A 14230-nucleotide genomic window follows, 5' to 3' on the forward strand; every position below is an offset into this window, starting at 1 on the left:
AATATAATAGAACTTTTATATTGATAATTACAATTTGTATGAACTGTTGGCTTTTGCGGTTCATTGACATTTGTTAATAATTTAAATAGAATCGACCATTAGTATAGTTTTAGTCTGAGATTTCTTGCTATAAGTGTTTATTTCACTGTATGTGCAATTATTGTTAATTTGGTTTAAGGTATTAAATATATATAGTAAGAGTCAGTAATTTTATCTGCTTTTATTTTGAATATTTATCAGGTATATTGGTTAGTGTTATGTATATTGTAAATTATTTTTGTAGGAGTGTAGCTCAATGGTTAGAGCGTCGGTCTCCAAAACCGAAGGTTGCAGGTTCGAGCCCTGTCTCTCCTGCTCTTTAGGTAGCATATGAAGCATATAAGGGAATCTTCGTTATATAAATTTCTATTCCAGTTGTATCAAGAATTTAAAAAAATTCATTGGATAAATAGAAAAGAATTGTTTAATTTGGTATTGGTAGTGGTAATAGCAGTCTTTTGTTGTAGTGTAGTTATTTTATTTATTGATTATTTAATACATCATGCAATACAATTTATAATTCATTTAAAATAATTTCAAATAATAATTACACTGAATAATTGGTATGTATAATTGGTATATATTGCAGACAATTGCAGGTTCTGAAAAGAAGTTCAAGTCAAATTTGGAAGAGCAGATTATTAAAAGTAATATGCAGCAATATTTCAAAGATATTGTGTTGCCTATAGTAGAAGTACCAGATATAAGGCATGGTAAAAAAATTATAGTAGAAAAAAGGGTAATGCCTGGATATATACTAGTAAATATGGAAATGAACGATAAATCTTTCTATTTAGTTAAGCATATTTCTAAAGGTACAAGTTTTTTAGGTAGTAAAACCACCCCTCAACCTCTTACAAAAGAAGAGGTACAAAGTATTTTTAAGCAGTTGCAGCAAGAATCTGATGCCGCAAATAATGTTAGCATTTACAATGTAGGGGATAAGGTTACGGTAACAGATGGCCCTTTTGATTCTTTTTCTGGTATCGTAGAAGAAGTTAATTTATCTACAGAAAGATTGAAAATTTCTGTATCGATTTTTGGTAAAGCTACTCCTATTACACTGAATTTTACTCAAGTTACTAAGTAGTGATAAATCATTGCTTGATATCAAATGTAAGTTCATTATAAATCTTGCATATTTTTTTAAAATCTGTAAAATGGTCTTTAGCTTGGCTAAATATTTACAAAAAGTATTTTTATTATGAAATCTCAGAAAAAAGTCTCTGGATATATTAAACTAACAGTACCAGCAGGAAATGCTAAAGCAGGCCCCCCTATAGGGCCTGCTTTAGGCCAAAGAGGTGTGAATATTATGTCTTTTTGTAAGCTGTTTAACGAAGCCACTAGTAAAATGGATGAGAATACCCCTGTACCTGTAGTTATTACAGTGTATCTTGATAAGACATTTGATTTTATCACTAAAACTCCTCCTGTATCTTTTTATTTGAAGAAATATACAAATATTACTAAAGGCTCAGCTGCAACTAAAAAATTAGATTATATTGCTAATCTCTCTAAACAAGACTGTTTAGAAATTGCAAAAATAAAATTACAAGATCTAAATGCATATGATATAGAAGCAGCAGCTAAAATAGTCGAGGGTTCTGCTGATTCTATGGGAATAAAGATATTACAGTGAATAAAGATATTATATTAAGTGTTATTTGAATACTATTGCATTATTGTTGGTTAATGATATGGGTAAAAAATTAAGACAAGTGTTTCAGGAGTTTGATAAGGATAAGTTCTACAGTATCGAAGATGCTGTATCTGTTATTAAAAAATTCAGTTTTGTGAATTTTGATGAAACATTGGATATAGCTATAAAATTGGGTGTAGATCCTAGAAATTCTTCTCAGATGGTGCGTGGCACTGTGGTGTTACCTGCAGGCACAGGCAGATCAGTGAAAGTTGCTGTGATATGTAAGGATGATAATATAAAACTATCATTAGATTCAGGAGCTGATATGGCTGGTTCTGTGGATATTATAGATAATATTAAAAAATCTATTATAGATTTTGATGTGTGCATTACTACGCCTGATATGATGTCTTTAGTTGCGCCTGTGGCTAAGATTTTAGGACCTAAAGGGTTAATGCCTAACCCTAAATTGGGTACAGTGACTACAAATTTGCCGGAAACAATAAGAAATATTAAAAATGGACAGGTTGAGTACAGAATAGATAAGTCTGGTATTATTCATTCTGGATTAGGTAAAATATCATTCATAATAGCTGATCTTGTAAGTAATATCGATAGTTTTTTAACTTCCATTGTAAAAGCTAAACCAGATAATATCAAAGGTAGTTATTTAAAAAAAATATTTTTGTCGTCCACTATGGGGCCATCTGTAAAAATAGACTTGTCTAGTATATCAATTAAGTGTTAATAACTGTTTATTTAGATTAGAAGGAATTAAGGTGTTAAAGACTAATAAATCTCAGTTTATTGCAAATATGCAAAAAATATATTCTGACATGAAGTGTATAATAATAATACGGTATCAAGGTTTAACGGTTGCAGATCTTACGTTGTTGCGTAATTCTCTGAGAAAGGAAAAGACTAAAATCAAAATTATACATAATAAATTATCTAAGATTGCAGCATTAAATTCAAATTTTATACATAATGAATCGTTTTTTAGTGGTGCTACTGCTGTGGTTTATTCTCAAGAATCTTTAAGCCCAATAAAGACTGTGGTAGACCTTAGTAAAGATTTTCAGTTTTTAAAGATTGTCTCCGCAGTTATTGATAGTGAAATATTCAATCCAACAGAGATAATGGAAATTGCGAAATTACCATCATTAGATGTGTTGAGAGCAAGAATTAGTAACTTACTAAAATTGCCAGCTGTGCAATTAATAAATGTTATTAAAACTCCTTACTCCAATATTGCTAAATTGTGTAAATTATATTCAGAAAAATCGTAAAATTCCTATCTGATAATGTTTATTGTACTTGTATTTTTAGGATATTTATATATTATTCTTACAATAGTTGTAGTAGGCTGTAGATAGGGCTTGTTGTTGTTTATATACATAAACTAATATAAAATTTAACTTTTTTATTTTTTTGTGAATGTATTGGATAGTGGTGTAAGCTGCTCTATATGATTATTAGTTATAAAAATAAAAATTGAGGTGTAATTAAGTCTTATGGCAAATATAGAGAAATTAGTAGAAGATTTATCTTCTTTGACTATAATTGAAGCCGCAGAATTATCTAAAGTATTAGAAGAAAAATGGGGAGTGAGTGCTTCGGCTGTATCTGTTGCTCCTATATCAACTGAATCTAAAGTTGAGGAAGTCGCGGAAAAAACAGAGTTTGATGTTACCTTAATCTCGTTTGGCGCTAAAAAACTTGAGGTGATTAAGGTAGTAAAGGCAGTATTATCTATTGGGTTGAAAGAAGCAAAAGAGTTAATAGAAAAAGCGCCTGTCGTGCTTAAATCTGCTGTTAGTAATGATGTAGCACAAGAACTTAAATCTAAACTTGAAGAAGCAGGTGCTCAAGTGGAGTTGAAGTGATATAGGGGATTCTAAGCAGTAACTTAGTTTAAGTTACTGCGTTTATTATTTGTATCTGGTAACACTTTATTTTTCTAGATGTTTAAGCAATATTTTACTTGAATTTGTTTTAGTTCGCTTGTTATAGAGCGGGTTTTTTTACTATTTCTATGTGTGTTGTAATACTGTAGTGCTCAAGTTGCTTCTCGCTTTGTGATGAATTGTTGAAATTGTTGTTCAGTTATGTCTTAGTTGTTTTTTATAGTTGGGTGAGTGGTTTTTAGTTATAGTGTTTATAAAATTAGGGTGTATTGTTAAGCTAAATAAAATATATTAAATGGATTAAAAAACCATTTTTACATGATGTTTAGATTGTTATATTCAATTGTTAGTTCTGTCGTTAATAGATATTGAGGGATCGTTATTATCATGAATGATAAATCAAAATTTGTACCACGTATTAGGAAAGATTTCAGTAAGATAAGAGTAATAACAGATGTGCCTAACCTAATAGAAGTGCAGAGAGAATCTTATGAAGAAAATTTCTTACAGTTAAAAATTGCTGAATCTCAGCGTAAAAATAAAGGATTACAAGCAGTTTTATCTAGTATGTTCCCTATAAAAGATTCTGGTAATAATATAATATTAGAATTTGTTAGGTATATTATTGAAGATGCTAAAAATGATATTGATGAATGCAGAAAAAGTAGTGCTAGTTATGTAGCAGCATTAAAGATCCTAGTTAATCTTGTCATTATGGAAAATAATCTTGATACTGGTGTAAGAGAGATTAAAGGTATTAAGGAGCAAGAAGTGTATCTTGGAGATATTCCTCTGATGACCCCTAATAGTAGTTTTATTATTAATGGTATAGATCGTGTTATTGTTTCTCAAATGCATAGGTCTCCAGGAGTATTTTTTTACCATGATGATGGTAAATCTCATGCTTCAGGCAAGTTTTTATACTCTGCACGAATCATACCTTATAGAGGAGCATGGTTAGATCTTGAGTTTGATGCTAAAGATTGCATATTTTTTAGAATAGATAAGAAAAGAAAAATACCTATTACATCACTCTTGATGGCACTTGGTATGAGCAGTACAGATATAATTAGTGCTTTTTATGATTCCAATACTTATTACTTAAATGATAAAAATGAGTGGGTAACAGATTTTTTACATACTGGTTTTACATCTCAGCGCTTATCATATGATTTAGTTAATGCAGATAATATGGAGGTTGTATTATCTGCAGGGCAAAAAATCACTCCTAGATTAGCCAAAAAATTTGCAGATCTAGGATTAAAGCGTTTTATTGTAAGTAAAGATCTTATCTATTCTAAATACTCAGCTCAGGACATTATAGATGCTAAAACAGGAGAAGTAATTATTAAAATCGGAACTCAGCTAAATGAAAATCTGCTGGAATTAATTGAATCAAATAATTTGAAGGAGTTTTCTGTACTCAATTATCCTGTGTATAGTGATGCCTATATCAGGCATTCTTTATTATCTGATAAAAATTACAATCAAGAATCTGCTTTAGTTGATATTTTTAAGATATTAAGGCCTGGAGAGCCAGTTAGTAATGATTTAGCAAAAAATCTATTTAAAAATTTGTTTTTTAACCCTGATAGATATGATCTCTCTGAAGTGGGTAGAATAAAAATTAATGCTAGAATAGGTCTAAATATAGATATATCGAATACTTGTTTAACTTTAGATGATATAAAACATACTATAAAATATTTGATTGATATAAAGGACGCTAGAGGTTATGTGGATGATATAGACCATCTTGGAAATAGGAGGGTGAGATCAGTAGGAGAATTAATAGAGAATCAGTTTAGAATTGGCTTGGTTAGAGTTGAAAAAGCAGTGATAGAACGAATGTCTATGTTAGATGTTGCTACTGTTATGCCTAATGAATTAATAAATTCTAAGTTGCTTACATCTGTTATAAAAGAGTTTTTTAATACTTCCCAATTGTCTCAATTTATGGATCAGACTAATCCTTTATCAGAAATCACCCATAAAAGGCGTTTATCTGCTTTAGGCCCTGGAGGTGTTAGTAGAGATCGAGTAGGGTTTGAGGTAAGAGATGTACATCCTACACATTATGGCCGTATTTGTCCTATCGAAACTCCTGAAGGTCAAAATATTGGATTAATCAATTCAATAGCAATATATGCAAGAATTAATAAATATGGTTTTATAGAGAGTCCTTATCGTAGTGTAAAGCAAGGAGTAGTTTCTGATAATATTGTGTATCTCTCTGCAATCGATGAAAGTAAGTATAAGATAGCACAATCTGATATATCAATAAATGAAGATAATGTTATAACTGAAGATGTAGTAAGATGTTATACAGATTCAGGTAATTTAGTAATATGTAAGCCAGGAGAAGTAGATTATATTGATTTAACTCCTATGCAGGTTGTGTCTGTAGCAGCTTCATTGATTCCATTTTTAGAAAATGATGATGCTAATCGTGCATTGATGGGATCCAATATGCAAAGGCAAGCTGTACCGTTAGTCACTACTGAAGCACCTATTGTAGGTACAGGTATAGAGTCCAGTGTAGCTAGAGATTCAGGCTCTGCTATTGTGGCATTGAATGATGGGGTAATAGAGTTTGTTGATAGTACTAGAATAGTATTAAGGGCAGATGAATACGATGAATATGGAACTCCTCGTGTATATATACATCAACTATTGACATTTCAAAAATCTAATCATAATACCTGCGTGCATCATAAGCCTATTGTATCTTCTGGTGAATATGTAAAAAAAGGTACTGTTATCGCTGATGGGCCGGCTATTGATCAGGGTGAAATAGCACTAGGTAGAAATGTACTTGTTGCGTTCATTTCTTGGTATGGTTATAACTTTGAGGATTCAATTGTTGTCTCTGAAAAAGTAGTACAGGATGATGTTTTTACTTCAATTCATATTCAAGAATTTGAAGTTGTAGCTCGTGATACCAGGTTAGGACCAGAAGAAATTACACGTGATATGCCGAATGTTAGTGAAGAATATTTAAGGCATCTTGATGAGGTAGGTATAGTAAGGATAGGTGCAAAAGTAAAGTCAGGAGATATTTTAGTAGGTAAGGTGACTCCAAAAACTGAATCTGCTATTACCGCAGAAGAAAAATTATTGCGTGCTATATTCGGAGAAAAAGCAGCAGATGTAAAAGATTCTTCATTATATGTACCACCTGGTGTTACTGGTACTGTAGTGGAAGTGAGAATTTTTTCAAGAAGAGGAATAGAAAAAGATGAAAGAGCTTTGACTATTGAAAAACAGGAAATAGAAAAATTATTAAAAAATCAACATGATGAGATTAAGATAATTGAAAGCTTCATATTGATAAGAATTAAACAATTATTGGTTAATCAAATTTCATCTAGTAATACACATTATACTGATATTGGTAAGGTTATTAGTAGTGAATCTTTGAAGTCACTAACGTTGAGCCAATGTTGTGATATATCTATAGCAGATACTAGTGTTATGGATCAAATCCACAGCATTAAAAAACATTATGATAATAGTATAAATTCTCTGAATAATAAAATAGATGCCAAAATTAAGAAAATTCAAATAGGTGATAATATTGCACAAGGGGCTTTAAAGATAGTAAAAGTATTTATAGCAAGTAAATATAAGTTACAACCAGGAGATAAAATGGCAGGGAGGCATGGTAATAAAGGGGTGGTATCTAAGGTAGTACCGGTAGAGGATATGCCATTTACAGAAGATGGTGAAGTAATTGATGTTATATTGAATCCCCTAGGGATTCCTTCTAGGATGAATATAGGACAGATTTTAGAAACACATTTAGGGTGGGCAGGAAAAAATTTTGCCAAATCTATCCAAGAGAAATTAGATCTTTATTATCATAATAGATATGATATCGAGTCTATCAGGCAGTTCGTTTATAATATATACAGTAAAGACGTTGAATTAGAAAAACTCAAAACTCTTGGGGATGAAGAATTTTTATCTTTTTGTCAATCTATAAAAAAATCAGTATTTTTTGCTACTCCAGTGTTTGATGGAGCTAAAATTCAGAATATAAAAGATATGCTAGAGTTAGCTAATCAAGATCTTTCTGGCCAAGTAAAGTTAATTGATGGTAGAACAGGAGATTTGTTTGATCGTAATATTACATTAGGTTATAAATATTTATTGAAATTACATCATCTCGTAGATGATAAGATCCATTCTAGATCTACAGGCCCGTATAGTTTAGTTACACAGCAACCTTTAGGAGGCAAGTCTCATTTTGGAGGACAAAGATTTGGAGAAATGGAGTGTTGGGCATTGCAGGCTTATGGAGCAGCTTATACATTGCAAGAAATGCTTACAATAAAATCTGATGATGTGATTGGCAGAATTAAAACTTATGAAACTATGGTAAAAGGTCATAAAAATTTCGAATCTAGTATACCAGAATCGTTCAATGTTATGATGAAAGAGTTTAGGTCATTATGTTTGAATATACAGTTAGAAGAAAGTAATGGATCTAGCACTGATCAAAGTGAAAATTAATTTATCGATAAGTTATTAGGTATTGTTATATATGTTTAAGGAATTTAATGTATTAGGTCAGGTTTCTAATACTCAGCAGTTTAATCAAATTAGAATAAATATAGCTAGTCCTGAGCAAGTAAGAGCCTGGTCATTTGGTGAAGTAACTAAACCTGAAACTATTAATTATCGTACATTTAAGCCAGAAAAAGATGGGTTATTTTGTGCACGTATTTTTGGTCCAGTAAAAGACTATGAGTGCTTGTGTGGAAAATATAAAAGAATGAAATATAAGGGCGTTATATGTGAAAAATGTGGAGTTGAAATTACATCCTCCAGAGTTAGGAGAGAAAGGATGGGGCACATAGAGCTTGCATCTCCTGTGGTTCATATATGGTTTTTGAAATCTTTACCTTCTAGGATTGGTGCTTTGCTCGATATTACTATGAAAAATCTAGAAAAAATATTATATTTCGAGACATATATCGTGGTAGACCCTGGATTATCGCCTTTAAGTAAAGGGGATATTTTATCAGTAGAATCTTATAATAAGGCAATGAATCTTTATAGTGGTAGCAATTTGGTTGCATCAACAGGCGCCGAGGTTATTAAGCAGCTACTATCAGAGCTGGATTTAAAGTCTCTGAAGACTAATTTAAGTGAGGATATATTACAATCTAACTCTGAAACTCGTAAAAAAAAATTATCTAAGAGATTGAAGTTAGTAGAAGATTTTCTTGCTTCTGATAATAAACCTGAGTGGATGATTATGGACGTATTGCCTGTTATCCCTCCTGAAATTAGACCATTAGTGATGTTAGATGGAGGAAGGTTTGCTACTTCAGATTTAAATGAATTATATAGAAGGGTAATTAATAGAAATAATAGACTTAAGAGGCTATTGGAGCTGAAAGCACCTGATATCATTATTAAAAATGAAAAGAGGATGTTGCAAGAATCTGTAGTTGCATTGTTTGATAATGGTCGTAAAGGAAAAGTAGTAAAAAATTCTAGTAAACGTCCATTTAAATCTTTGAGTGATATGCTAAAAGGTAAACAAGGGAGATTTAGGCAGAATTTACTTGGTAAAAGGGTGGATTACTCTGGTCGTTCTGTAATAGTAGTGGGGCCAGAACTGAAGTTACACCAGTGTGGGTTGCCTAAAAAAATGGCTCTGGAATTATTTAAACCTTTTATCTACTCAAAATTAGAACTATATGGAATTTCTAGTACAATAAAAAATTCTAAAAAAATAGTTGATGCAGAAAAAGTTGAAGTATGGGATATATTAGAAGAAGTGATGAGAGAGCACCCAGTATTATTAAATCGAGCTCCTACTTTGCACCGTCTTAGTATTCAGGCGTTTGAGCCTATATTAATAGAAGGTAAAGCAATACAGTTGCACCCGTTGGTATGTGCAGCATTTAATGCGGATTTTGATGGCGATCAGATGGCGGTTCACATACCTCTTTCTTTAGAATCTCAGGTAGAATCTAGAATTTTAATGATGTCCACAAATAATATTTTGAGTCCCGCTAATGGTAAGCCTATCATATCAGCTGATAAGGATATAGTTCTTGGGTTATATTATCTAACATTAGAATTTGATAATGTTGATGGAAACACTTTAATATTTAATGATATACAGGAAGTGGAATATGCTCTATTCCATAATGTGATTACTTTACATTCTAAAATAAAATGTAGAATTTCATTGCTTAATATAAATAATGAACTTATACCATCTATAGTTGATACTACCCCTGGTAGATTTATATTAGGGCAACTATTGCCTAAAAATCATTACATTGATTTTAGAATTTTGAATCAACAAATGACAAAAAAAAATATTTCTAATGCTATTGATTCTGTGTACAGATATTGCGGTCCTAAGGCTACCGTAATATTTGCAGATCAATTGATGCAATTAGGTTTTAAATATGCTTCTCAGTCTGGTATATCTTTTGGTATGGACGATATGATTGTGCCGCAATCTAAATCTAAGCATGTAGATAATACAATAGCTTTAACAAAAGAATTTGAGAGACAATATTCAGAAGGTTTAATTACTTTTGGTGAAAAATATAATAAAGTTATAGATGCTTGGTCTATATGTACTGATAAAGTAGCAGATGATATGCTGCATGATTTAGGTAGAACTCACTCTACTGAGTCGCAATCTCAAATTCAGCAACAAAATGTTAATTCTATCTATATGATGGCTATGTCTGGCGCGAGAGGTTCTGCAGCTCAGATTAAGCAATTGTCTGGTATGAGGGGGTTAATGACTAAACCTTCCGGAGAAATAATTGAAACTCCTATAATATCAAATTTTAAAGAAGGATTGAACGTACGTGAATATTTCCATTCTACTCATGGAGCCCGTAAAGGATTAACAGATACTGCCTTGAAAACAGCTAATTCTGGGTATCTTACTAGAAGGTTAGTAGATGTAGCGCAGGATTGTACTATTACAATTGAAGATTGTGGTACAGAGCAAGGAATAGAAGTAAAAACAGTTATAGATTCAGGGGAAATTACTGTTGCACTTGCAGAACAAATACTAGGTAGAACTCTCGTGTTGGATACTTATCACCCTGTAACCAATGAACTTTTAGCTAAATCTGGTGAAGTGATTAATGAAGAAATATTAGATAAGATAGAATCTTCTGGGTTAGACTTACTTAAAGTAAGGTCAGTTATATTTTGTAAAACTAATATAGGTGTGTGTGCTAAATGTTATGGGCGTGATTTAGCTACTGGGGTATTGGTTTCTGTTGGGGAAGCAATCGGAGTAATAGCAGCTCAGTCTATTGGAGAGCCTGGTACTCAGCTCACTATGAGAACATTTCATATAGGAGGAGCCGCAACTAAAGGTGTAGATGTATCTTCTGTAGAGGCAAATTTTTTAGCAATAGCAAAGGTTATTAATGCTAATATTGTTAAAAATTCTCAGGGTATGAATATAGTGATGAGTCGTTCTTGTGAGCTAGTGTTAACTGATAATGATTCACGTGAAAAAGCTAGATATAAATTACCATACGGTACAAATTTGATAGTACAAGATAGTGATATAGTACACAAAAATCAAAAACTTGCAGAATGGGATCCTTATAATATACCTATTATTACAGAAAAATCTGGAATAGTAGTATTCAAGGATATGATAGATGGAGTGTCTTTTAAAGATTTTGTGGATGATGTTACTGGTATATCAAGTAAAATAGTTATTGAGTCGAAACAATATTCAAGAAAGGTAGATTTAAGGCCTCGTATCCAGTTGTTAGATGATGATGGTAACGTGGTAGAGCTGTCTAATGGATTAGAGGTGAAGCACTATCTATCAATCAATACGATATTAAGTGTCTTAGATGGTGATAAAGTACTTGCAGGCGATATATTAGGTCGTATCCCTAGAGAATCAAGCAAAACTAGAGATATTACTGGAGGGTTACCTAGAGTTGCAGAGTTAGTTGAAGCGCGTTTCCCTAAAGATCATGCTGTTATTTCTGATATTGATGGTTATGTAAGTTTTGGTAAGGATTATAAGTCTAAACGTAGAATCATTATTACTTCAGATACTACAGAAGATAGTTTAGAGTATGTGATTAATAAGGGTAAACATTTAATCGTGACTGAAGGGGATTTCGTTAAAAAAGGTGACACCATAGTAGATGGTAACCCTGTATTACAGGATATCTTAAAAGTTATGGGGGTTGAAGCATTATCTCAATACATGATACAAGAAATTCAATCCGTATATAGATTACAGGGGGTAAAGATAGATAATAAGCATATAGAGGTTATAATTAGACAAATGTTAAGGAAAGTGAGAGTGACTGATTCTGGTGATACAAATATTGTAGTAGGAGAGGTGATCGATAAACAACAGTTGTTAGAAATTAATAATGCAACTATTAAAGCTGGTAATACACCAGCATCTTACGAATTGGTATTGCAAGGTATTACTAAAGCTTCATTAGAAACAAACTCATTTATTTCTGCCGCATCATTCCAAGAGACTACAAAGGTGCTAACACAGGCAGCTGTATCGGGTAAAGTAGATAAGTTATTAGGTTTGAAAGAAAATGTTATAGTAGGTAGGTTAATACCTGCTGGTACAGGATTTTATATGAATAGTATATATAAAGAAGCTCATAAGAGAGAAACAAAATAGAAAATAGCAACCACTAAACAATATACTATTATTTGAGTTTTATTTTGCACCTGTAGCTCAGTTTGGTAGAGTCCTGTTTTCCGGAGACAGTGGTCGTTGGTTCAAATCCGACCAGGTGCCTTCCTATTATCGTTCAATGGGATATGGTATATTGTGATGAGATTAATGTGTTATTTTCTGTATTTATGTTGTATCCATTTATTACTCATCGCTATGAAGTGAGGATTGGCAAAATTGTTTTTTCTGTATTTAATATCTTGGTTGGTATTATTTGCATTTACTATTTTCCCTCCTGTTGCATTTATTAATGCGTGTCCTGCGGCTGTATCCCATGCCATTGTGTGACCAAATTTTGGATATATATCACATGTGCCGTCTGCTATCAAACATAGTTTAATGGAACTAGGTATAATTTTAATGTTATGCACATTATTGAATTGCATGTATTCTTTGGTGATAGAATCTGTATTTTTTGTTCCGATTACTCCAATAAATTCATCATTTTCGTGAACTTTAGATGAAAAATAATTATTATTGTTTAATTCTTTAATTAATTGTTGTTCATGATCTGTAAAATATAGATTTTTAAATACAGGAAGATATATCATACCAAATATAGGGTTCTGATTATAAATAAGAGCTATATTTACAGTATAATGTTTACCTTGGTTAATAAAACCCTTAGTGCCATCTATGGGGTCAATTAGCCAAAAATAATCAGATTGGAAATCTATACTGGCTCTTTCTTCGCAGATTATAGGAATATTAAGATTCATCTTCTTAATATTTTTATATATAAAATCACTGAGATCAATATCTGCATTAGTAACCGGGGTGTTATCTTTTTTGTATTTTATAATTAATCCATCATTTCTAATATTTATAGACAAATCCCCCGCTTCAGTTATGATTTCCTTTAAATTTTTGATTAAAGTTTGGTGAATTAGCATGATTTCATTAGCATACTGAATATTACAAGGCTATATAATGCATATATGCATACAAAATATTTATTTAGGATGTTATTTAACTTTATCTTTAACATGGTTAATTTGCATTGCTATAAACACATTAACTAATAAAAACGCAATGGTCATAGGCCCGACAGAGTTTGGTACAGGCGTTATATATTTTGCTTTATGTTTTACTGTATCAAAATCTACATCACCTAATATCTTATACTTATCCCCTATAGATATTCTACTAATACCAGCATCTATTATAATTGCGTTATTGTTAAAATATTCCTCTGTTAAAAATTTTGCTTTTCCTATAGCGGAGACTACTATATCTGCTGTTGATGTTATATTAGACAAATTATCAGTTTTTGAATGGCATATACTTACAGTACAATTATCTCTTAATAACAGTGATGCTAGAGGTTTACCTATTATATTAGAACGATTAATAATTACTGTATGTTTGCCTGTAAGATCACTTTGGCAGTATTTGATCATTTCATAGCATGCACGGGCAGCACATGGTATAAACCCCTGACTACTACCATTGCTTAGCAATCCTACATTTATTGGGTGCAATCCATCTACATCTTTACTAGCTTCTATTGCATTAATTACTGCTAATGCATCTATATGTTCTGGTAGTGGTAGTTGTACCAATATTGCAGATACTGTAGGATTTTTATTGAGATCTTGAATATGTGATATAAGACTCTCTGTACTAATATCCTCACTATATGCATCTAATTTTGTTAGAATATTTACAGATTTTGCAGCTTTAATTTTTCTACTTACGTATATATCACTTGCTTCATCATTTCCTACTATTATTATAGCTATCTTTGGAAAGATATTTTGTTTGGAATGGTAGTCCAAAATTTTTTCATGCAATGTAAATAAAATTTTTTTACTTAATGACTTTCCATCTAAAATATTGCTTGTATCTTGCATCATATATACTAAATATATGTTATTGAATCATGTAGTGATAACTTTCAGGTAACATCTT

10 protein-coding genes and 2 tRNA genes are annotated in these 14230 nt (G+C 31.6%); 10 read left to right on the forward strand and 2 right to left on the reverse strand.

The annotated features are described in order from the left end of the window. Positions 1 to 281 precede the first annotated feature (281 nt). From IHI24_RS01720 to IHI24_RS01765, 10 genes are all read left to right on the forward strand, one after another. Positions 282 to 354 (forward strand) — tRNA-Trp (locus tag IHI24_RS01720). A gap of 15 nt (positions 355 to 369) precedes the next feature. Next, entirely contained in the window at positions 370 to 573 is a 204-nt protein-coding gene (secE, locus tag IHI24_RS01725; protein WP_194966347.1) for a preprotein translocase subunit SecE, read from the forward strand. A gap of 31 nt (positions 574 to 604) precedes the next feature. Beyond that, the gene (gene nusG, locus IHI24_RS01730) at positions 605 to 1129 is read left to right on the forward strand and encodes a transcription termination/antitermination protein NusG (protein WP_194966348.1); all 525 of its coding nucleotides are present in this window, start codon (positions 605 to 607) and stop codon (positions 1127 to 1129) included. A 114-nt stretch (positions 1130 to 1243) separates the two neighbouring features. Beyond that, positions 1244 to 1681 (forward strand): 50S ribosomal protein L11, encoded by a 438-nt coding sequence (rplK, locus tag IHI24_RS01735; RefSeq protein WP_194966349.1) that lies wholly within the window; start codon positions 1244 to 1246, stop codon positions 1679 to 1681. Positions 1682 to 1739: 58 nt separating this feature from the next. Further along, the gene (gene rplA, locus IHI24_RS01740) at positions 1740 to 2432 is read left to right on the forward strand and encodes a 50S ribosomal protein L1 (protein WP_194966465.1); all 693 of its coding nucleotides are present in this window, start codon (positions 1740 to 1742) and stop codon (positions 2430 to 2432) included. Between the two features lie 31 nt (positions 2433 to 2463). After that, positions 2464 to 2973 carry a 50S ribosomal protein L10 gene (gene rplJ, locus IHI24_RS01745; RefSeq protein WP_267463599.1) on the forward strand — a complete coding sequence of 170 codons (510 nt, stop codon included), beginning with the start codon at positions 2464 to 2466 and terminating at the stop codon, positions 2971 to 2973. Between the two features lie 225 nt (positions 2974 to 3198). Then, on the forward strand, positions 3199 to 3570 hold the full coding sequence (gene rplL / locus IHI24_RS01750) for a 50S ribosomal protein L7/L12 (protein WP_194966351.1): 372 nt from the start codon (positions 3199 to 3201) through the stop codon (positions 3568 to 3570). 408 nt (positions 3571 to 3978) lie between these two features. Beyond that, on the forward strand, positions 3979 to 8106 hold the full coding sequence (rpoB, locus tag IHI24_RS01755; protein ID WP_194966352.1) for a DNA-directed RNA polymerase subunit beta: 4128 nt from the start codon (positions 3979 to 3981) through the stop codon (positions 8104 to 8106). 31 nt (positions 8107 to 8137) lie between these two features. Continuing rightward, on the forward strand, positions 8138 to 12262 hold the full coding sequence (rpoC, locus tag IHI24_RS01760; RefSeq protein WP_194966353.1) for a DNA-directed RNA polymerase subunit beta': 4125 nt from the start codon (positions 8138 to 8140) through the stop codon (positions 12260 to 12262). Positions 12263 to 12308: 46 nt separating this feature from the next. Then, positions 12309 to 12382 (forward strand) — tRNA-Arg (locus tag IHI24_RS01765). Between the two features lie 50 nt (positions 12383 to 12432). Here IHI24_RS01765 and IHI24_RS01770 read toward each other — a convergent pair. Together IHI24_RS01770 and IHI24_RS01775 are read right to left on the reverse strand one after the other, a co-directional pair. Next, entirely contained in the window at positions 12433 to 13212 is a 780-nt protein-coding gene (locus IHI24_RS01770; RefSeq protein WP_194966354.1) for a 3'(2'),5'-bisphosphate nucleotidase CysQ family protein, read from the reverse strand. Between the two features lie 72 nt (positions 13213 to 13284). Beyond that, complete coding sequence (locus IHI24_RS01775; protein WP_194966355.1) at positions 13285 to 14175, reverse strand: bifunctional 5,10-methylenetetrahydrofolate dehydrogenase/5,10-methenyltetrahydrofolate cyclohydrolase; 891 nt, start codon at positions 14173 to 14175, stop codon at positions 13285 to 13287. Positions 14176 to 14230: the final 55 nt, after the last annotated feature.

Origin of the sequence: Rickettsia endosymbiont of Cardiosporidium cionae, assembly GCF_015476335.1 — a bacterium.
In the GTDB taxonomy this organism is placed as follows: domain Bacteria; phylum Pseudomonadota; class Alphaproteobacteria; order Rickettsiales; family Rickettsiaceae; genus JADHZC01.

Bases quoted from the DNA above. Each gene is read 5' to 3' on its own strand.
- secE (WP_194966347.1), top strand. From the start codon at position 370: ATGAAGCATATAAGGGAATCTTCGTTATATAAATTTCTATTCCAGTTG.
- nusG (WP_194966348.1), top strand. From the start codon at position 605: ATGTATAATTGGTATATATTGCAGACAATTGCAGGTTCTGAAAAGAAG.
- rplK (WP_194966349.1), top strand. From the start codon at position 1,244: ATGAAATCTCAGAAAAAAGTCTCTGGATATATTAAACTAACAGTACCA.
- rplA (WP_194966465.1), top strand. From the start codon at position 1,740: ATGGGTAAAAAATTAAGACAAGTGTTTCAGGAGTTTGATAAGGATAAG.
- rplL (WP_194966351.1), top strand. From the start codon at position 3,199: ATGGCAAATATAGAGAAATTAGTAGAAGATTTATCTTCTTTGACTATA.
- rpoB (WP_194966352.1), top strand. From the start codon at position 3,979: ATGAATGATAAATCAAAATTTGTACCACGTATTAGGAAAGATTTCAGT.
- rpoC (WP_194966353.1), top strand. From the start codon at position 8,138: ATGTTTAAGGAATTTAATGTATTAGGTCAGGTTTCTAATACTCAGCAG.
- IHI24_RS01770 (WP_194966354.1), bottom strand. From the start codon at position 13,212: ATGCTAATTCACCAAACTTTAATCAAAAATTTAAAGGAAATCATAACT.
- IHI24_RS01775 (WP_194966355.1), bottom strand. From the start codon at position 14,175: ATGATGCAAGATACAAGCAATATTTTAGATGGAAAGTCATTAAGTAAA.